At 69.7% G+C, this 19,400-nt stretch carries 21 protein-coding genes; 11 read left to right on the forward strand and 10 right to left on the reverse strand.

Features of this window, described 5'->3' with window-relative positions; all coding sequences use genetic code 11:
• Nucleotides 1-25: 25 nt before the first annotated feature.
• The gene (locus VFF46_RS11160; RefSeq protein WP_325037003.1) at nucleotides 26-733 is read right to left on the reverse strand and encodes a demethylmenaquinone methyltransferase; all 708 of its coding nucleotides are present in this window, start codon (nucleotides 731-733) and stop codon (nucleotides 26-28) included.
• 72 nt (nucleotides 734-805) lie between these two features.
• On the opposite strand from VFF46_RS11160, the gene VFF46_RS11165 reads away from it, so the two are divergent.
• On the forward strand, nucleotides 806-2,086 hold the full coding sequence (locus VFF46_RS11165; RefSeq protein WP_325037004.1) for an isochorismate synthase: 1,281 nt from the start codon (nucleotides 806-808) through the stop codon (nucleotides 2,084-2,086).
• Nucleotides 2,087-2,089: 3 nt separating this feature from the next.
• Nucleotides 2,090-2,707 (forward strand): MBL fold metallo-hydrolase, encoded by a 618-nt coding sequence (locus tag VFF46_RS11170; protein ID WP_325037005.1) that lies wholly within the window; start codon nucleotides 2,090-2,092, stop codon nucleotides 2,705-2,707.
• Here VFF46_RS11170 and VFF46_RS11175 read toward each other — a convergent pair.
• A complete protein-coding gene (locus VFF46_RS11175) occupies nucleotides 2,700-3,536 on the reverse strand; it encodes a GNAT family N-acetyltransferase (protein ID WP_325037006.1) in 837 nt (278 codons plus the stop codon). The genes VFF46_RS11170 and VFF46_RS11175 overlap by 8 nt on opposite strands.
• Nucleotides 3,533-4,366 (reverse strand): GNAT family N-acetyltransferase, encoded by an 834-nt coding sequence (locus tag VFF46_RS11180; RefSeq protein ID WP_325037007.1) that lies wholly within the window; start codon nucleotides 4,364-4,366, stop codon nucleotides 3,533-3,535. Before VFF46_RS11180 ends, VFF46_RS11175 begins: the two co-directional genes overlap by 4 nt.
• Before the next feature lie 55 nt (nucleotides 4,367-4,421).
• On the opposite strand from VFF46_RS11180, the gene VFF46_RS11185 reads away from it, so the two are divergent.
• From VFF46_RS11185 to mptB, 4 genes are all read left to right on the forward strand, one after another.
• Nucleotides 4,422-5,051: a PadR family transcriptional regulator gene (locus VFF46_RS11185; protein WP_325037008.1), complete on the forward strand. Its 630-nt coding sequence runs from the start codon at nucleotides 4,422-4,424 to the stop codon at nucleotides 5,049-5,051.
• A 68-nt stretch (nucleotides 5,052-5,119) separates the two neighbouring features.
• On the forward strand, nucleotides 5,120-6,106 hold the full coding sequence (locus tag VFF46_RS11190; protein WP_325037009.1) for an ATP-binding cassette domain-containing protein: 987 nt from the start codon (nucleotides 5,120-5,122) through the stop codon (nucleotides 6,104-6,106).
• Nucleotides 6,103-6,867, forward strand: a complete 765-nt coding sequence (locus VFF46_RS11195) for an ABC transporter permease (protein ID WP_325037010.1) — start codon at nucleotides 6,103-6,105, stop codon at nucleotides 6,865-6,867. Before VFF46_RS11190 ends, VFF46_RS11195 begins: the two co-directional genes overlap by 4 nt.
• A gap of 40 nt (nucleotides 6,868-6,907) precedes the next feature.
• Entirely contained in the window at nucleotides 6,908-8,311 is a 1,404-nt protein-coding gene (gene mptB, locus VFF46_RS11200) for a polyprenol phosphomannose-dependent alpha 1,6 mannosyltransferase MptB (protein ID WP_325037011.1), read from the forward strand.
• Here mptB and menD read toward each other — a convergent pair.
• The 3 genes from menD to menE are packed head-to-tail and all read right to left on the reverse strand — an operon-like array spanning nucleotide 8,298 to nucleotide 11,949.
• Nucleotides 8,298-9,938, reverse strand: coding sequence for a 2-succinyl-5-enolpyruvyl-6-hydroxy-3-cyclohexene-1-carboxylic-acid synthase (gene menD / locus VFF46_RS11205; RefSeq protein ID WP_325037012.1), 1,641 nt, complete (start codon nucleotides 9,936-9,938; stop codon nucleotides 8,298-8,300). The genes mptB and menD overlap by 14 nt on opposite strands.
• Nucleotides 9,935-10,861 carry an o-succinylbenzoate synthase gene (locus VFF46_RS11210; protein WP_325037013.1) on the reverse strand — a complete coding sequence of 309 codons (927 nt, stop codon included), beginning with the start codon at nucleotides 10,859-10,861 and terminating at the stop codon, nucleotides 9,935-9,937. Before VFF46_RS11210 ends, menD begins: the two co-directional genes overlap by 4 nt.
• Complete coding sequence (gene menE / locus VFF46_RS11215; protein WP_325037014.1) at nucleotides 10,858-11,949, reverse strand: o-succinylbenzoate--CoA ligase; 1,092 nt, start codon at nucleotides 11,947-11,949, stop codon at nucleotides 10,858-10,860. The genes VFF46_RS11210 and menE overlap by 4 nt, the downstream gene beginning before the upstream one ends.
• A gap of 88 nt (nucleotides 11,950-12,037) precedes the next feature.
• Here menE and VFF46_RS11220 point away from each other — a divergent pair, with 88 nt between their 5' ends.
• Entirely contained in the window at nucleotides 12,038-12,910 is an 873-nt protein-coding gene (locus VFF46_RS11220) for a 1,4-dihydroxy-2-naphthoate polyprenyltransferase (RefSeq protein WP_325037015.1), read from the forward strand.
• A gap of 2 nt (nucleotides 12,911-12,912) precedes the next feature.
• Nucleotides 12,913-13,671, forward strand: a complete 759-nt coding sequence (locus tag VFF46_RS11225) for a hypothetical protein (RefSeq protein ID WP_325037016.1) — start codon at nucleotides 12,913-12,915, stop codon at nucleotides 13,669-13,671.
• Here the strand turns inward: VFF46_RS11225 and VFF46_RS11230 are convergent.
• Nucleotides 13,639-14,097 (reverse strand): AAA family ATPase, encoded by a 459-nt coding sequence (locus tag VFF46_RS11230; protein ID WP_325037017.1) that lies wholly within the window; start codon nucleotides 14,095-14,097, stop codon nucleotides 13,639-13,641. The genes VFF46_RS11225 and VFF46_RS11230 overlap by 33 nt on opposite strands.
• Nucleotides 14,094-14,672: a helix-turn-helix domain-containing protein gene (locus tag VFF46_RS11235; RefSeq protein ID WP_325037018.1), complete on the reverse strand. Its 579-nt coding sequence runs from the start codon at nucleotides 14,670-14,672 to the stop codon at nucleotides 14,094-14,096. Before VFF46_RS11235 ends, VFF46_RS11230 begins: the two co-directional genes overlap by 4 nt.
• 106 nt (nucleotides 14,673-14,778) lie before the next feature.
• On the opposite strand from VFF46_RS11235, the gene VFF46_RS11240 reads away from it, so the two are divergent.
• Nucleotides 14,779-15,738 carry a zinc-binding dehydrogenase gene (locus VFF46_RS11240; protein WP_325037019.1) on the forward strand — a complete coding sequence of 320 codons (960 nt, stop codon included), beginning with the start codon at nucleotides 14,779-14,781 and terminating at the stop codon, nucleotides 15,736-15,738.
• Between the two features lie 106 nt (nucleotides 15,739-15,844).
• Here VFF46_RS11240 and VFF46_RS11245 read toward each other — a convergent pair whose 3' ends face one another.
• Complete coding sequence (locus tag VFF46_RS11245) at nucleotides 15,845-16,963, reverse strand: PLP-dependent cysteine synthase family protein (protein ID WP_325037020.1); 1,119 nt, start codon at nucleotides 16,961-16,963, stop codon at nucleotides 15,845-15,847.
• A 117-nt stretch (nucleotides 16,964-17,080) separates the two neighbouring features.
• Here VFF46_RS11245 and VFF46_RS11250 point away from each other — a divergent pair, with 117 nt between their 5' ends.
• Both VFF46_RS11250 and VFF46_RS11255 read left to right on the forward strand, forming a co-directional pair.
• Complete coding sequence (locus VFF46_RS11250; RefSeq protein WP_325037021.1) at nucleotides 17,081-18,100, forward strand: M48 family metallopeptidase; 1,020 nt, start codon at nucleotides 17,081-17,083, stop codon at nucleotides 18,098-18,100.
• Between the two features lie 37 nt (nucleotides 18,101-18,137).
• Entirely contained in the window at nucleotides 18,138-18,629 is a 492-nt protein-coding gene (locus VFF46_RS11255) for a GNAT family N-acetyltransferase (protein WP_325037022.1), read from the forward strand.
• 68 nt (nucleotides 18,630-18,697) lie between these two features.
• On the opposite strand, the gene VFF46_RS11260 is transcribed toward VFF46_RS11255, so the two are convergent.
• Nucleotides 18,698-19,400, reverse strand: a 703-nt coding sequence (locus VFF46_RS11260) for an MFS transporter (RefSeq protein ID WP_325037023.1), incomplete at its 5' end; no start/stop codon positions are given.

Consider the following 19,400-nt stretch of genomic DNA (forward strand, 5'->3'; position numbering starts at 1 on the left):
GTTCCGTTGCGTAATTAACCGGCCGTTATTTTCCGGACTGGGGTCGCACGGCCCGGTGGATCGCGACCAGTCCGCCGGTCAGGTTGCGCCATTGCACCCTGGTCCAGCCGGCCTCCTCGATGGTCCTGGCCAGCGGCTCTTGCGGCAGCCAGGCCCGGGTCGACTCGGCCAGGTACTCGTACGCCTCGGGGTTCGTCGAGACCACCTTCGCGACCGCGGGGACCGCGCGCATCATGTACTCCAGGTACACCACCCGGAACGGCTTCCAGGTCGGGTGCGACTGCTCGAGAACGACCAGCCGCCCGCCGGGCCGGGTGACCCGGAGCATCTCGCGGAGCGCCAGCGGTACGTCGTTCACGTTCCGCAGCGCCCAGGAGATCGTCACCACGTCGAACGACTCGTCCGCGAACGGCAGCCGGAGCGCGTCGCCCGCGATGAGGTCCAGCTCGGGGTGCCGGCGCTTGCCGACCGTGAGCATGCCGACCGAGAAGTCGCAGGACACCACCTCGGCGCCGGACTCGCGCAGGTTGATGCTGGACGCACCGGTGCCGGCCGCCAGGTCGAGGATCTTCAGCCCCTTCCGCGGCGCGATCTCGGCCAGCGTCGCGGGCCGCCAGTACAGCTTCTCCAGGCCCATCGTCGCGACCGCATTCGTCCGGTCGTACCCCTCGGCCACGTTGTCGAACATGGCTGCCACGTCATGCGGTTGTTTGGACAGATCTGCGCGGGTCACCTGTCTAGTTGATCACGGGCCGCAGCGCCTCCGAAATTCACTGGACATCCGGCAGGCATACTCTTGCCTTTCGTGAGTGCATCTCCAGGTAGCCGTGCGGCCCTCGCGACCCGAGGCCCCGCACCGCAGTTGGTGGTTCGCAGTCAACCGGTGGACGGCGTGTCGGCGCACCTGCTCGACCATCTGCCGGACGAGGGCGGACTGGCGTGGGTACGGCGGGGCGACGGCCACGTCGGCTGGGGCGTCGCCGCCCGGCTGGACGTTGCCGGGAGCAACCGCTTCGAGCAGGCCGCGCGCTGGTGGCAGGAGCTGGTCGGCGCCGCCGTGGTCCGCGACGAGATCGGCGTACCGGGCTCCGGGCTGGTCTGCTTCGGCTCCTTCGGCTTCACCGACTCCGATCCGAGCGAGCTGGTGGTGCCCGAGGTGATCGTCGGCCGCCGGGCCGGCACCACCTGGGTGACGACGATCTCGCCGGCCAGTTCGCTGGCCGCGCCGCCGGAGCTGGTCGTGCACGAGCCCTCGGCGGTGTACGACGTCACGTTCGCCGACGGCGCCCGGACCGGGACCGCCTGGTCGAGCATCGTCGCCGACGCGGTCCGCCGGATCACCGCGGGCGACCTGGACAAGGTGGTGCTGGCCCGCGACCTGATCGCGATCGCCGAGCAGCCGATCGACCTGCGCTGGCCGCTGCACCGGCTCGCCACGGCGTACCCGAACTGCTGGACGTTCTCCGTCGACGGCCTGATCGGCGCCACTCCCGAGCTGCTGGTCCGCCGCGAGAAGGGCCTGATCACGTCCCGGGTGCTGGCCGGCACGATCCGCCGTACCGGGGACGACGCGCACGACCTGGCGCTGGCCGCGTCGCTGGCGCGGTCGTCGAAGGACCTCGAGGAGCACGAGTTCGCGGTCCGCTCGGTCGCGGACGCGCTCGAGCCGCACTGCTCGTCGATGAACGTCCCGGAGACCCCGTTCGTGCTGCACCTGCCGAACGTGATGCACCTGGCCACCGACGTGGCCGGCGTCGCGAACAACGGCGCGTCCGCGCTCGGGCTGGCCGCCGCGCTGCACCCGTCCGCGGCGGTCTGCGGTACGCCGACACCGGTCGCGCGGGACCTGATCGGCGAGATCGAGGGCCTGCAGCGCGGCCGGTTCAGCGGACCGGTCGGCTGGATGGACGCGGCCGGCGACGGCGAGTGGTGCATCGCGCTGCGCTGCGGCCAGGCCGACCCCGACGACGCCCGCCGGATGCGCCTGTTCGCCGGCGCCGGCATCGTCGCGGGCTCGAACCCGGACGCCGAACTCGCCGAAACGAACGCCAAACTGGTACCGATGCGAGACGCCCTAGGAGACTGAACCTTGAAGCTCACTAAGTTCGCACATGCCTGTGTCCGGGTGGAGAAGGACGGGAAGACGCTGCTGGTCGACCCGGGGTCGTTCAGCGAGGATGCTGCCTTCGAGAAGGCAGACGCGATCCTGGTCACGCACGAGCACCAGGACCACCTCGACGTCGACCGGGTCGCCGCGCTCGACGTGCCGGTCTACACGAACGCCGGCGTCGCGGCGCAGCTGACCGCGCTCGGCGACCGGGTGCACGTGGTCGCGGACGGCCAGTCGTTCGAGGCGGCCGGCTTCGCGGTCCGTGCGTACGGCAAGGACCACGCGGTGATCCTGCCCGAGTGGGGCGTGCCGTGCGAGAACGTCGGCTTCCTGATCGACGACGCGGTCTACCACCCGGGCGACTCGTTCACCCGGCCCGACCGCGCCGTACACACGAACCTGGTGCCGATCTCCGGCCCGTGGTTCGCCCTGCCGCCGGCCGTCGACTACGCCCGTACGGTCAAGGCCGACCAGCTCGTCGGCATCCACGACGGCCTGCTCAGCCCGATCGGCCTGAGCATGTTCCCGCGCTTCCTGAACAGCGACGAGCGCCCGTACCTCGGCCTGGCCCCGGGCGAGTCGACCGAGATCAACTGAACGCGTAGCCGACGAAGTCGCCGACCGGTCGGTAGCCGATCGTGGCGTAGATCTTGTTGGACGTCGGGTTGGCGAGATCGGTGAACAGGCACACCTGATAACCACTCTCGCCGAGCCGACGCGTCACGGTCGCGGTCAGCGCGCTCGCGTACCCGTGGCCGCGGTACTCCGGCGGCGTGCACACCGGCCCGACCCGCGCCGTACCGAACACCGGCGCCTGATGCCCGACGAAGCTGACGACCCGGCCACCGTCCTCCCACACCCAGAACCGCTGCCGCTCGATCCGCTGCCGCACCCACATCCGGTCCGCCGCCGCTCCGACCGTCGCGTGCCCGACCTCGGCCCGGAACGCCCCGAACTGCGGCACCAGGACGTCCATGTCCGCCTCGGTCGCGAGTCGGGGCGTGCCGTCGGCCGTCTGCTCGACATACTCCTCGAGCTTGTGCAAGCGGCTCCGCTCAATCTCGCGGTACGGCCTCCCGGTGCGTACGCCGTACTCCTCCGCGAACCGCTGCGCCGCGTCCGCCGTGCCGTCCACGCCCTGCGCTCGCGGTGCGGCCTCGGCGAGTACGTCGACCACCGGCGCGACCAGCTCGACCGGCAACCCCGCGAGCAGGACGCCGCGCAGCGCGGTGGCGATCGCCGCGCCGACCACCTCGCCGCCGTCGTGGACCGACACGAACACCGGCGGCTCGGGGTCGTTCATGATCCCGCCGACGCGGTCCGCGACATTGGTGAGCAAGCTCGTGTTGAGCACCGGATCCCGTTGCAGGAAAGGAAAAACCAGGTCGCGGTACGCCGCCGGGTCGCCGGTAGCGCGGGCGATCATCCGCCGAACTCCACGTCGACGAAGTCCGCGACCGGGCGGTAGCCGGCCTCGTGGTAGATCTTGTTGGAGGTGGGGTTGGCGAGGTCGGTGTAGAGGCAGGCCTGGTTGCCGCCGGCAAGGATGTTCGCGCTGACGTGGCTGGTCAGGGCGCCGGCGTAGCCGTGGCGGCGGTGTTCCGGTGGGGTGTAGACCGGGCCGACGCGGCAGACACCGAACAGCGGCAGGTGGAAGCCGACCATGCTGACGGGTTCGCCGGCGGCCTCCCAGATCCACAGCGTGCCCTGCGCGAGCCGCCGCTCGGCCCACTCGTGGTGGTCGCTGGCGATCTCGTCGGTGGCTTCGGCGGCGAAGCCGTCGCTCCAGCCGGCGACCAGATCGACGTCATCCGCCCGCATCAGCCGAGGGCCGCCCGGAGCCGACAGCGGTGTGAACTCGACGAGCTTGTGGAGCCGGGTGCCCCGCGTCTCGGTCGTGTCACCGCCACGCAGCTCGCACCACCGCCGGGCGAACCGAAGCACAGCGGGACGAGTGCCCCCGACACCACGAAGGTCCGGGAGTACGTCGACGTACGCCTCCGCGATCGGCTCCGCGAGGTCCTCGTGGAGCGCGCCGAGGTACACCCCGCGGCCCGGCGTCCGCATCGCGACCCCGACGACGTCCGGGGCGTGCACGGAGACGAAGTACGACGGCTCGTCCTCGGGCCCCGCCGTACCCTGCGCGCGGTCGTGGACGTTGCTCATGATGATCGTGTGCAGCACCGGATCCTGTTGCAGGAAAGGGAATACCTCCCGCTCGAAGGCCTGCGGATCGCTCGTCACCCGGACATCCATGCAGCGGAGCGTACGCCTCCGCGCCACGCAGGTCGCCCGGATTTACACTGCGGCTATGTCCACCACCCGGTTGTTGCTGCTCGGCGTCGTGCGAATCTTCCAGCCGGCGTACGGGTACCAGCTGCGCCGCGAGCTGCTGACGTGGAGCGTGCAGGACTGGGCGAACATCAACCCCGGCTCGATCTACACCGGCCTGCGGACGCTCGCCAAGCACGGGTACCTGCAGGAGATCGAGCAGGACGGCGCGCACCGGCCCGGGCGTACGTCGTACAAGCTGACCGCCGACGGCGAGACCGAGTACTTCTCGCTGCTGCGCGGCATGCTGTGGGCCGTCGACGGGTTCCACCCGGACAAGATGCAGGCCACGATCGCCTTCCTGTGGTCGCTCGGCCGCGACGAGGTGATGGCCGCGCTGGAGGCGCGGATCAGTCAGCTGGAGTCCGGACTGAAGTCCGAGCCGTTCTCCGAGCGCCAGATCCTGGAGGATCCCGGGACGCCGAACCACGTGGTCGAGATGTTCCGGATCACCGCGGCGCGGGACAACGGCGAACTCGAGTGGACCCGGGGCTTCCTGGAGCGCATCCAGAACGGCGCCTACGCCTTCGCGGGCGAACCCGTCGACTGGGCGCCGTACCCCGGCATGGTCACGCACTGGGGCGAGATCCCGGACGCACCCCGCGGCTGACCTCTTACCCGCTCCGCCTCGACTAATCAAGATTGACTAGTCAAAGTTGATCACTCACACTGGCTCGCATGATGATCGAAGCGCGCGGGCTGGTGCGGACGTTCAAGACGAAGCGGGGGGCGGTGCAGGCCGTCCAGGGGGTCGACCTGGAGGTGGCCGACGGCGAGATCGTCGGGTTCCTCGGGCCGAACGGGGCCGGCAAGACCACGACGATGCGGATGCTGGCGACCCTGATCAAGCCGACCAGCGGGACCGCGACGGTGGCCGGGTGCGACCTCGCGAAGGACCCGGTCGGGGTACGGCGCGGGATCGGGTACGTCCCGCAGAGCGGTTCCACGCTGCCCGAGGCGGTGGCCGGCGACGAGGTGGTCGACCACGCCCGGCTGTACGGCGTACCGAAGGCGAAGGCGGCCGCGGACGGGCAGCGGCTGTTCGAGGAGCTGGACCTGCCGGGGCTGTGGCGGCGGCAGTGCAAGACGCTGTCCGGCGGCCAGCGGCGCCGGCTGGACATCGTGATGGGGCTGATCCACGACCCGAAGCTGATCTTCCTGGACGAGCCGACCACCGGCCTCGACCCGCAGGCGCGGGCGAACCTCTGGGAGCACATCCGCGGCCTCCGCGACCGCGGCGCGACGATCTTCCTGACCACGCACTACCTGGACGAGGCGGACGCGCTCTGCGACCGGATCCTGGTCATCGACCACGGCAGGATCGTTGGTTCCGGTACGCCGGACAACCTGAAGCAGCAGGTCTCCGGTGACGCGGTCCGGCTGAGTCTCGCCGACGCCGCCCAGGCGCCGGGCGTGACGAAGATCGTCGAGCAGCTGGACGGCGCGGTGGAGATCGAGACCGACGGCGACGTGGTCGGGTTCCGGATCCAGCGCGGCGGGTCGGTGCTGCCCGGGCTGCTCCGCTCGATCGATGCCCAGGGCATCGAGCTGCACGGCGTCGAGGTGCACCGGCCGACGCTCGACGACGTGTTCCTGACCATGACCGGCCGCTCGCTGCGGGACGAAGACACTGTTGCGGAGAAGAAGGAAGAGGCTGTCGCATGAGTACGCTGCGGGAAACCTGGATCGTGTTCCACCGGGCGATGCGGCTGTCGCTGCGGAACCCGATGTGGTCGATCCTGATGCTCAGCCAGCCGCTGATGTACCTGTTCCTGTTCGGCCCGCTGCTGAAGCCGATCACCGCGCAGATCAGCCAGGGGCACGCGACCAACGCGTACCAGGTGTTCATTCCAGGTCTGATCGTGCAGCTGGGGATGTTCGGCGCGATGTTCGTCGGCTTCGGCCTGATCGCGGAGTACCGGGCCGGCGTGATCGAGGCGGACCGGGTCACCCCGGCGTCGCGGATCGCGCTGATGGCCGGGCGGGTGCTGCGGGACGTCGTGGTGCTGGTCGCGCAGTCCGTGCTGCTGCTGCTCGCCGCGCTCCCGCTGGGCCTGCGGGCGCCCTGGGGCGGCGTATTGCTGTCGCTGGTGATCGTCGCGCTGCTCGGCGCCACGTTCGCCTCGCTGTCGTACTCCGTCGCGCTCATCACCAAGAGCGAGGACGCGCTCGCCCCGCTGCTGAACGGGATCGCGATGCCGCTCCTGCTGCTGTCCGGCATCCTGCTCCCGATGCAGATCGGCCCGAAGTGGCTGCAGCGGCTGTCCGACATCAGCCCGCTCAAGCACGTGGTCAACGGCGTCCGCGCCCTCTTCCGCGGCGACATCAACAGCTCGGCGTCCCTGTGGGGTCTCTTCTGGGTGGTCCTGCTGACCGTCATCGGACTGGCTGTCGGCGCAAGAACCTTCCGGAAGGAATCTGCCTAGTGTTCATCGGGCAGTTGCATGGCGGCGCTACGGTGCCGCCATGCGCTCGCCGATGGTCCGTGGGGTCCTCGGTTCTGTCGTAGTTGCTGCTGCCAGTCTGGTGACGTCGGTGGTGCCCCAGTCGTCCTGGGTCGACCCGTTCCCGCTGCGGCACTCCCTGGCCGGGCGGATGGTCGGGCTGACGTTCATGGTGGCCGGGCTCGGGCTGATGGCCTGGGCCTGGCTCGCCGTCGGCCGGCGGGTCATGGCCGGCGAACGGCTGCCCCTGCTCCGGATGACGGCGTGCTGGAGCATCCCGCTGCTGCTGACCCCTCCACTGTTCAGCCGCGACGCCTGGAGCTACGCGGCCCAGGGCGCGCTGGTAGCGGAGGGCTACAACCCGTACGACGTAGGACCCGGCGTACTGTCCGGCCACATCGTCGAGGCCGTCGACCCGATGTGGATGCAGACCCCTGCACCGTACGGCCCGCTGCCACTCGCGTACGGCGGCCTGGTCGCTCACCTGACCATGAACCCGTACCTCCTGATGCTGGCGCACCGACTGCTCGCAGTACTCGGCATAGTCCTCATCGCCTGGGCCGTGCCGCGCCTTGCAACCGCCTGTCGGGTAGACCCGGCCTTTGCCACCTGGCTGGTCGTACTGAACCCCATGCTGATCACGCACGGCATCGGCGCCGCCCACAACGACATCCTGATGCTCGGGCTCGCCTGCAGCGCGTTCGCACTCGCCCTGACCGGCCGCTGGGGTACGGCGGCCGTAGTGGCCGGTGCCGCGGCCGCAGTGAAGCTCCCGGGCGGGCTGGTTGCTATAGCGATCGCTGCGGTCATGAGTCCGCTGGCAGGACGGCTGCACCGGTTCGCCAGCCTGGTGATCGCCGGGTTCGTGTCGGTGGTCACCCTGGTCACGATCGGCGCGCTGACCGGTGTGGGCTCCGGCTGGCTCGGTGCACTCGACGTACCCGGGCTGGTCCGTTCTCCGTTCTCCATCGCCAACCTGATCGGTATGGCGGCGTCCGGCCTACTCGGCTGGTTGGGAGAGGACACAGCCGCCGCACAGGCGCTACAGATCGTCCGGCTGATCGGCATGATCGCCGCGCTCGGCCTGATCGCGTGGCTGAGCCTCAGATCCTCGATCCACTACGCAGCACGGGCTGTGGGCGTGGCCCTGCTCGCGGTTGTCGTACTAGGCCCCAGTGCGCACGACTGGTACTTCTTGTGGTGCCTGCCGTTCCTGGCCGTCGCACGGCCCGGCCGGCGGATGACCACGATCATCACTGCGGTCAGCCTGATCTTCACGATCGCCGCACCGCTCAACTCGTCGCTGCGCGGTGCGACCATCCCGATCCTGACGACGACCGCCCTGGTGATCGCGATCGCCCTGCCGCTGCTCAACCACCTCCGCACGCTGCAGCCGGCCCGCAAGGTACCCGTTACAGCTGCTTGAGCGCCTCGACCATCGACCGGCTCAGCGGCCGGTGGCCGTCCCGGGCGAGCCGTACCTCGACCACGTCCAGCCCGGCCACCGTCGGCGCCAGCGCGGCCCGCAGCTCGTCCGCGGTCTGCACCAGCGTGTACGGCGTACCGCTCGCGGCGCACAGTGCGGACAGGTCCACGTTGTGCGGCGTACCGAAGACGCGCTCGAAGTGCGTGGCGTGCGCCGGGTCGCCCTGCTCGAGGGTGGAGAAGATGCCGCCGCCGTTGTCGTTGACGACCACGATCCGCAGGTCCGGGCGGGGCTCGTCCGGGCCGATGACCAGGCCGTTGCTGTCGTGCAGGAACGCCAGGTCACCGATCAGCGCGTACGTCGGTCCCGCGTTCGCCAGGGCGGCGCCGACGGCGGTCGAGATCGTGCCGTCGATACCGGCCAGGCCGCGGTTGGCGATCGTCCGGATCGGCACCACCGGGGCCAGGTCGAGGTCGCGGACCGGGTTCGAGGAGGCGACCACTAGCATGCCGTCGGCGCCCGCGGCCTCGCCGACGATCGCCGCGACCCGCGGTCCGTTCAGGCCGTCCGCGAGCAGCTTGTCGAGCTCCGGCCGGGCCGCCTGGTCCGCGTCCTGCCAGCGCGCGAGCCAGTCGGTCGTGTCCGGCCCGGTGACTTCCAGTCCGGTCACCACCGACGCCGCCCGGCGGGCCGGGTCCGGCCACGACCCGGTCGGCGACACCACGACCACCTGGACATCAGCCCGCGCCAGCAACTGCGAGATCGGCCGCGACAACGTCGGGTGGCCGAAGATCAGCACCCGCTCGATCTCCTCCGCGAGTTCACTTGCCTGCAGCAACAACCTGTACGTGCTGATGACCGACGGCCCGGTCCGCGCCCGGCTGGACGGCTCCGCGAACAACGGCCACCGCCCGGCCTCCGCAGCAAGCCTCGCGGCTTGCGAAGCCCCGTCACCAGCAACCACGACAGTCCGCGGCCCCGGAGACACTGCCGCGGGTTGAGCATTCGCAGCATGCACAGCCGTCCACGGCCCGGTACTACGACCAGCCAGAGGCTCTGGCCAATCAGGCCCATCAGTGGGCACCAGCGGCTCACTGAACGGACAGTTCAACTGCACCGGCCCAGGATCAGCAGACCGCGCCCCGGTAGCGACAGCCACCGCACGCGCCACCTGCGACCGCCAGTACGCCACCTGGCCGATCTCACGCACCGGCGTACCCATCTCGTGGAACAGCCGCACCGCCGACCCGAACACCTTCAGCTGATCGGTCGTCTGGTTCGCCCCACTCCCCCGCAGCGCAGGCGGCCGATCCGCACTCAGCACGACCAGCGGGAGCCCACTGTGCGACGCCTCCAGCACAGCAGGGTGCAGGTTGGCCACCGCGGTACCCGAGGTCGTCACCACGGGCACCGGCAGACCGGTACCCCGCATCAGCCCGATCGCCAGGAAACCCGCAGTACGTTCGTCTATGCGCACGTGCAGCCGCAGCCGCCCGTCACGGTCCGCAGCAGCCAGTGCCAACGCCAACGGAGCGCTCCGGGAGCCCGGAGACACCACGGCCTCGCGGACACCGCAACGGATCAGCTCATCGACCACCACAGTCGCGAACGCTGTGGACGGGTTCATCCGGCACTCCTTACTCGGGACAGGCGCTCTTCCCACACCCTGGTCCGCTCTGCATCAGCACGAGAAGCCTTTAGCAGCTGGGGATCCGGTGCGACGCGTTTGACCGGCAGGAACCCGTTAACAGGCAGCAGGGGCTCCGCGACGACCTCTTGCGTAAACATCGAGACCGTGGCGAGCCCGCACGCGTAAGGCAACTCCGGAAGCGCAGCAGCGAGTGCAACACCGGCAGCGATACCTACTGAGGTCTCCAGCGCCGACGACACCACAACGGGCAGCCCGATCTGCTCTGCGATGTCCAGACACGCACGCACACCACCGATCGGCTGCACCTTCAGTACGGCGATGTCGGCCGCGTCGAGCTTCTTCACCCGCAGCGGGTCCTCCGCCCGGCGGATGGACTCGTCCGCCGCAACAGGTACGTCCGTACGCCGCCTGACCTCGGCCAGCTCCTCCACAGTCGCGCAGGGCTGCTCGACGTACTCCAGCTCGAACCGCTGCAGTTCCTTGAGGTTCTGCAGGGCCTGGTCCACCGACCACAGCCCGTTGGCGTCGATGCGGACGTTTCCGTTGCCTATGGCATCCCGTACCGCTTCAACACGCTCCAAGTCGTCAGCAAGCGTCTGGCCCGGCTCAGCCACCTTCACCTTTGCCGTACCGCATCCTGATGCTCTGACGATCGCTGCAGCTTTCTCTGGACCTACTGCCGGCACAGTGCAGTTGACGGGGACCTGGTCGCGTACTGGCGCCGGCCACCCGTCCTCGGCGGCTTCACGCGCTGCACGCAGCCAGGAGACGCAGGTGGCGTCGTCGTAGTCCAGGAACGGGCTCCACTCCGCCCAGCCCGCAGGGCCTTCGTACAGCATGCCCTCGCGCACTGTGATGCCACGGAACTTGTTCTTGAGCCCGATCGAGTACGTGATCACCGCACGCCTTCCAGCAACCGCTGCCGGTCGACCTTGCCCGAAGCAAGCATCGGCAACGTCTCCAGCTGTACGACGTCCTGCGGCGCCCAGGTCCGCGGCAGCGTCTCGCTGACCCAGTCGCGGACCTCCTCCCGTGCCGGCTCGCCCACGACGAAAGCGATCACCCGTGTCCCCCACTCCGCGTCAGGAGCTCCCAGCACCACGGCGTCCTTCACGCGAGGGTGTTCGAGCAGTCGCGCCTGCACCGTGGTCAGCGTGACGTTCACGCCACCGGAGATCACCACGTCGTCGACCCGGCCGACCACCCGCAACCGCCCGTCCTCCAGCTCGCCACGGTCCTGCGTACGGAACCAGCCGTCCCGCAGTACGTCGGCCGTCAGCTCCGGGCGCAACCGGTACCCGGAGAACAGGGTGCTGCCCTTGATCAGGATCCGCCCGTCGTCCAGGGCGATCGACGTACCGTCCAGGGGCACCCCGGCGTACACGCAACCGCTGCCGGTCTCGGTCATCCCGTACGCCGGGATCGCGGTCACGCCGGCCGCCCGCGCGCGCTGCTTCAGCGGCTCCGGCGTCGACGCCCCGCCGATGATGATCGCGTCGAACGACCGCAATGCCTCCAGGTCCGTGTCCAGGTACCGCGCCAGCTGGGTCGGGACCATCGCGGTGTACCGGCGGTCCCCGGTCAGCCGGCGGGCGGACGCGCTGAAGCCGTCCTCGACCGGGACCGGCGTCGTACCGGCGACCAGCGAGCGCGTGAGGACCTGCAGGCCGCCGACGAAGTACGGCTTCATCGGCAGCAGCCACTGCCCGGGACCGCCGAGCCGGTCGTGGGTAGCGACGGCCGAGGCGATCAGCGCGTCCCGCGACAGCAGCACGCCCTTCGGTTCGCCCGAGGACCCGGACGTGGTGAGCACCACAGCGCAGTCGTCCTCGATCGGCTCGTCCGGCGCCGCGGCCTGCCGCACCCGCGCGGCTCCGACGGCGTCCTCCGGCACCGGCGCGAACGGCGTACCGCTCCCGTCGAGTACTTCGCTCAGCGCGGTCAGCACCGCATCCGGCGTACCGGGAATCAGCCGCAAGGTAGACATGTCACACCGAGCGTACGACCCAGGTGCTGGTCCCAGCACGCTGGCCCGCTGCCTCCGGTCGGCCGCCCGGCTGACAGAATCGACGGTCATGGCTACCCCTGCCCAGTGGATCGAAGGCGCCCGCCCCCGCACCTTGCCCGCCGCGATCTCCCCCGTGCTCGTCGGAACCGGCGCGGCCGCCTACCTGGACGCCTTCGTCTGGTGGAAGGCGCTGCTGGCCCTCGGCGTCGCGCTCGCGCTGCAGATCGGCGTCAACTACGCCAACGACTACAGCGACGGTATCCGCGGTACCGACGAGAACCGCGTCGGCCCGTTGCGCCTGGTCGGCTCCAAGGTCGCCACGCCCCGCGCCGTCAAGACGGCCGCGTTCACCTGCTTCGGTGTCGGCGCCGTGCTCGGCATCGTGCTGTGCGCGACGACCACGTGGTGGCTGCTGGTCGCCGGGGCCGCCTCGCTGCTCGGCGCGTGGTTCTACACCGGCGGCAAGAAGCCCTACGGCTACCGCGCGCTCGGCGAGGTCAGCGTCTTCCTCTTCTTCGGCCTGGTCGCGGTGCTCGGTACGACGTACGCCCAAGCCGAGACCCTGCACTGGACCGCCATCGCGGGCGCCGTCTCGGTCGGCTCGATCGCCTGCGCGCTCCTGGTCGCGAACAACCTCCGCGACATCCCCACCGACTCGGTGACGGGCAAGCGCACACTCGCCGTCGTCCTGGGCGCGGCCAACTCCCGGCGCCTGTACGCCGCCCTGATCGTCCTCGCGTTCGTCCTGGCCGCCGTCTCGGCAGTCGCGACGCCGTGGGCACTCCTCGCCTTCATCGCCGTACCGCTGGCCATCATGTCCACCCGGGTGATCCTCAGCGATGCGGTCGGCCCGGCGCTCATCCCAGTCCTGAAGAACACCGGCCTCACCGAACTCCTGTACGCCGTCGGCCTCGGGCTCGGCCTGGCTCTGGGCGGGTAAGCATGACTTTGCCGAGCGCCGTTGTCGAGCTGACCGATCGTTTCCTGGCCGAGGTGGACAGTCGGCTCCCGGGACGGCTGACCGGGCTGTTCCTGCACGGGTCGATCTGCTGGGGCGAGTTCTTCCCGGGCAGTGACGTCGACTTCGTCGCGGTGTGGGACGACGTACCGGACACCGCTGTCCTGCAGGAAGTGCATGAGGCCGCCAAGGCGGAGCTGACCTTCGACGGTTTCCACTGCACGGCCGCGGACCTGGCGGCCGATCCGTCAACGCTCGGGGCGCGTCCGGTGTTCTTCCAGGGCGCGTTCGACCCCGAAGGCACCAGCGACATCAACCTCGTCACCTGGCACGAGCTCGCCGAGCGCGCGGTCGTCGTCCGCGGCGAACTCCCGCCGGTCTACACGAACCTCGACGACCTGATCGCGTACACCCGGACGAACCTCGACACGTACTGGCGCGCGATCGCCCAGCGGATCGAGAACGCCGACCTGGCCACCGCCGGCCGGAACGACGCCGCCGTCGCCTGGGTCACGCTCGGCGCACCCCGCCTGCACCACCTCCTGGCCACCCGGACCCTCACCTCGAAGAGCGGCGCCGGCCGCTACGTCCTGAACTCCCTGGACCCGCGCTGGCACCGGATAGCCCAGGAAGCCCTCACCATCCGCGAGTCCCCCGGCACCCCCACCACCTACAACACCCCGACCGAGCGCGCCGAAGACGCCCAGTCCCTACTCGCCTGGATCCTCCAGGACACCCCCTAACCGCTCGATGGTGTCGGCGAGGGCGGAGATGGGTTGCCGGGTGTCGACCTCGAGGGTCGCGCCGCGGCGGAGGAGGGGCTCGACGGTGCGGACGTAGTGCGCGATTTCCCCTTGTTCTGCTGGGGTTCGACCGTACGGGTTGTTGGTACGGCGGCGTACCCGATCGATGAGGATCTCGAGCGGGGCGGTGAACAGGACGACGTGGTGGAAGCGGTCGTAGAAGCTGCCCTGGTTCTCGACGGTACCTGAGACGATCACCTCGGGTTGCGCGAGCAGCTGATGCATGCGGGGCTCATCCCAGGTGCCGTCGGGGAGGGTCCAGTCGTCGTGGTCGGTGTCGACGGTGTGGTGGCCGCGGCGGGCGAGTTCGTCGAGCACGGTGGTCTTGCCGGCGCCGGACATGCCGGTGATCAGGATGCGGGTCACAACGCGTCCCAGGCGGCCATCGCGCAGGTGATGACGGTCTCCAGTTCCGCGCGGGTGGCGCCGTCGCGGGCCTGGACGGAAAGGCCCTGGACGACGGTCGTGTAGTAGCGGGCAAGCCCGTCGAGTCGTACGGGCGGTACGTCGGCGGCGAGGCGGTCGCGGATCTCCTCGTACATGCCGTGCCGGCCGTCGGCGAGGAACTGGCGTACGGCGTGGTTCTCGACGGCGCCGGTGGGGGCGGCGAGGATCAGCATGCAGTAGTGCGGGTGTTCGGGGTGCGTGATCTGGTCCGCGGTCGCCCGCAGCATCGCGTGGATCGCCTCGCGGGCGGTCTTGCCCTCGCGGAGCGCCCGGCGGGGCGGCTCGCCGGCGGTGGCGCCGTACAGGGTCATGACCTGGCGGAACAGGTTCTCCTTGCTGCCGAAGTACGCGTAGATGCTCGCCGACCGGATCCCCATCGCCTCGGCGAGGTCGCTCAGCGAGGTGCCTTCGTACCCGCGTTCCCAGAACACGTCGAGGGCCTGGCGCAACGCGACGTCCGGGTCGAACGTCCGCGGTCTGCCGCGGGTCGCCATCGGCTCCTCCTCCGAGGTTTGTTGGTCGATCGACCAAGTTTAGCTTGACCGGTGGATGCTGTGCTGCGACTCTTTGTTGGTCAATCGACCAACAAAGGGGTGTGGGATGCAAGCGCTGGTGCAGACGTCGCTGGACGGGCCGCGGGATGTGAAGCTGACGGACGTACCGGTGCCGCGCCCCGGACCGGGCGAAGTGCTCGTCCGGGTGACCGCCGCCGGGGTCAACTACGTCGACATCTCGCAGTCGTACGGCACGTTCGCGGGCGGACCGCAGCCGCCGTACGTCGCCGGGATCGAGGCCGCCGGCGAGGTGGTCTCGGCCGGCGAAGGCGTCGACCTCACGCCCGGCACGCACGTGGTCGGCGTGTGCATCGCCGGCGGGGCATTCGCGGAGTACGCCGTACTGCCCGCCGTCGCCGTCCTTCCCGTACCGGAGGGCTGGGACGACGCCGAGGCGCTGGGACTACTCGTCAACTGGCCGACCGCGCTCGCTGCCCTCCGCCCGCTCGGCCGGTTGACCGCCGGCGAGACCGTCCTCATCCACGCCGCCGCCGGCGCCACCGGCCAAGCCGCCGTACGAATGGCCAAGCACTACGGCGCGACGGTGATCGCCACGGCCGCACCCGAGAAGCACGACACCGTACGCCGCCTCGGCGCCGACCACGTCCTCAACTCCCACTCCCCCGGCCTGGCCACCGAAATCCTCCACCTGACCGACGGCGTCGACCTTGCCCTCGAGTCCACCAACCTCACCACCAGCCTCGAGGTAACCAAACCCGTCACCGGCCGGGTCGTCGTCTACGGCCTCGCCGCCGGCACCTCAACCCTCACCAACTGGGACCTGGTCTACAAACACCAACTCCACGTCATCGGCCTCAACCTGGGCGCCCTCATCCAACACACACCCCACCTCTACGGCGAAGTCCTCACCGAACTCTTCACCCTCATCTCCACCGAAGTCCTCACCCCCACCACCCCAACCACCTACCCCCTCCCCGACGGCCCAACAGCCCTCACCACCCTGGAATCCCGCGCAACCACCGGCAAACTGGCACTCCGCCCCTGAACAATCGGCCGCTCGACAGTACGTATGCGTCCACTACACGCGCTCGCCCGCGTGGTCGTCCCTCGGATTGCCGGGCAGTGGACATATACGTACTGTCGAGCTGCTGCTACTCCGGTTCGGTCCAGTGGCCGGTGGTGGCGAAGGTTTCCAGGGTGGTGGCGTAGGGGGTGATGTCGATGCCGCTGGTGCGGAGCCAGGCGTCGTCGTAGTAGGTGTTGCCGTAGCGTTCGCCGCTGTCGCAGAGCAGGGTGACGATGCTGCCGCGGGCTCCGGTACGGCGCATCTCGGCCGCGAGGCGGAGGGCGCCCCAGAGGTTGGTGCCGGTGGAGCCGCCGACCAGGCGGCCGGTGACGCGGGAGCAGAAGCGCATCGCGGCGATCGACGCGGCGTCGGGGACCGAGATCATCCGGTCGACGACGCCGAGGACGAACGACGGCTCGACGCGCGGGCGGCCGATGCCTTCGATGCGGGACGGGCGGCCGGTGGAGAACTCGTGGTCGCCGGCCTCGAAGGCCGGGAAGAACGCGGAGTTCTCCGGGTCGACGACCGCGACCGAGGTCTCGTGCCGCTGGTAGCGGACGTACCGCCCGATGGTGGCCGACGTACCGCCGGTGCCGGCGCCGACCACGATCCAGGTCGGGATCGGGTGCTGCTCCAGGGACAGCTGCCCGAAGATCGACTCGGCGATGTTGTTGTTGCCGCGCCAGTCGGTCGCGCGTTCGGCGTACGTGAACTGGTCCATGTAGTGCCCGCCGGTCTCCTCGGCGAGCCGCTTGGCCTCGCCGTAGATCTGGCCGGAGCGCTCGACGAAGTGGCAGCGGCCGCCGTAGAACTCGATCAGCTCGACCTTCTCGGGGCTGGTCGAGCGCGGCATCACCGCGACGAACGGGAGCCCGAGCAGGCGGGCGAAGTACGCCTCGCTGACCGCGGTGGAGCCGCTGGACGCCTCGATCACCGTCGTGCCCTCGTGGATCCAGCCGTTGCAGAGGGCGTACAGGAACAGCGACCGGGCCAGGCGGTGCTTGAGCGAGCCGGTCGGGTGCACGGACTCGTCCTTGAGGTACAGGTCCACACCGGTACCTTCCGGCATCGGGAACACGTGCAGATGCGTGTCCGCGCTCCGGTTCGCGTCGGCGTCCACGATCCGGATCGCCTCGGACACCCAGGCCCGCGCCTTCTCGTCCCGCCGATCGACCTCGCGGCACACCCCGTCAACCTCACTCATGCGGGCCAGGCTAGGACTTCCGCGCGGATTTGAGTATTCCTACGCTCCGCAACCACCCCCGCGGGACCCCGAAAGCGAGCTACTGTCGGAACCCATGACGACCGGGCAGGGGGAACGATGAGTGAGAACAGTGATCGGCCGACGCGGCAGCGGGTGACGTTGACCGACATCAGCTCGCGGGCGTGGGAGCACCCCGCGGACCGTGGCGCGCTGGTGGCGCTGCGGCAGCTGAAGGGGTTCGACTACGTACTGCGGAAGATGTCCGGGCTGATCAACGAGCGCGCCTTCCGGCTGCAGTACCTGGGCTCGGCGATCCGGGTCGACGAGCGGCAGTTCCCGACCGTCAACCGGCTGTACACCGAGGCGGCGAGCACCCTCGACGTCCGGGACCTCCCGGAGCTGTACGTCACCAACAGCCCGATCTGGAACGCGGTCACGATCGGCATGGACAAGCCGTTCATCGTGGTGAACAGCGCGCTCCTCCAGGGCCTCGACGAGGAGGAGCTGCGATTCGTCCTCGGACACGAGCTCGGGCACGCGCAGAGCGGACACGCGCTGTACCAGTCGCTGCTGATGTGGCTGATGCGGCTCACCGGCGCGTTCAACTGGATGCCGATCGGTGCCCTCGGCCTGCGCGCGATCATCGCCGCGCTGCACGAGTGGTCCCGCAAGGCGGAGTTGTCCGGCGACCGGGCCGGTCTGCTCGCGACCCAGGACCCGGCGGTCGCGCTCCGGGTGCAGATGAAGCTCGCCAGCGGCGGCCAGCTCCAGGAGCTCGACACGACCGCGTTCCTTGCCCAGGGCACGGAGTACGAGAGCGCCGGCGACCTCCGCGACAGCGTGCTGAAGCTGCTGCTGCTCGAGGCGCAGTCGCACCCGCTGGCCGTGATCCGGGCGCATGAGCTGCGCCGCTGGGTGGACGAGGGCGAGTACACCACGATCGTCTCCGGCGACTACCCGAAGCGCCAGGAGGACGCCGACGCGTCGATCTCGCAGGAGGCGAAGAACGCCGCGAAGTCGTACTCCGAAGCCTTCAACCGCTCGCAGGACCCGCTGGCGAAGCTGCTCCGCGACCTCGGGGACGGCCTCGGCGGCGTCCGCGACTGGGTCTCCTCGAAGTTCCCGCCCCGAAACTGATTGGTGTCCAGCCCGGGCCGGTTGCATCCTGTACGACGTGATCGACATCCAAGCAATCGGCCCGGACGACTGGAAAGCCTGGCGCGAACTACGGCTGGCCGCGCTGCAGGAGGCCGCGTTCGCGTTCGGCTCCCGCTACGAGGACTGGGCCGACGCGACCGAGGACCGCTGGCGGCAGCGACTCTCCGAGCCCGGCGCCTACCAGGTGATCGCCGGCATCGACGGCACGCCGGCCGGAATGGCGGGTGGATTCCTTGATGAGTACAGCCCGGCCGGCGAGACGGCCGAGCTGGTCTCGATGTGGGTCGCGCCAGCGGGCCGCGGCAAGGGTGTCGGCAACGCCCTGATGCAGGCCGTCGAGGACTGGGCACGGTCCACCGGCGCGACCGCCCTCAAGCTGTCCGTTGTCCCCGGCAACGACCCCGCGCACAACCTGTATCTCCGCCACGGGTACGTCGACACCGACGAGCCCGGTGATCTGATGGCCGACGGCGTACGCCGCGAGCTCGTGATGCGGAAACCGTTGTAGAAAAGGACGAAGGGCTCGCCTCCCCCTCCCGGAAGCGAGCCCTTCGAGTACGGCGATCAACCCAGTGATCAGCCCATGTGGACCGGGCTCTGGCCGTCGTTGGCCAGGTCCTTGTGCTTGATCGACAGGCCGATCAGCGTGATCAGCCCGGCGCCCAGCGCCAGGAACGACGACCACAGGAACGCGCGGGTGAACCCGTGCGTCGTGGCCAGCGCGGTGAACTGTCCCTGCAGCTGCTTGATCTGCTCCGGCGACTGCCCGGACTCGGCCGCCTTCTGCAGGCCCGGGGCCAGCTCGGCGAACCTGTCCTTGATCGCGTTCGTGGAGATCGTCCCGAGCAGCGCCAGGCCGACCGCACCACCGATCTGCTGCACGGTGTTCAGTACGGCGGATCCGACGCCGGAGTCCTCCGCCGCCACGCCACTGACCGCGGTCAGCGTCAGCGGTACGAAGATCAGCCCCATCCCGAACGACAGCACCAGGATGTACGGCAGCAGATGCGTCAGGTACGTCGAGTCCACCTGCAGCCGGCTGAACCCGAACATGCCGGCCGCCACGAACACGCCACCCGCACCGGCGATCCAGCGCGGGTCGATCCGCGCCACCAGCGCCGACGCGACCTGCGCCGCGACCACGATGCCGACGCTGAACGGCAGGAACGAGACGCCGGTCTTGAGCGCGCTGTAGCCCATGATCGACTGCACGAAGATGCCCAGGAAGTAGAACATCGAGAACATCGCCGCGCCGACGATCAGCATCACGAAGAAGCTC

The organism is Kribbella sp. (assembly GCF_035655035.1).
Lineage (GTDB): Bacteria > Actinomycetota > Actinomycetes > Propionibacteriales > Kribbellaceae > Kribbella.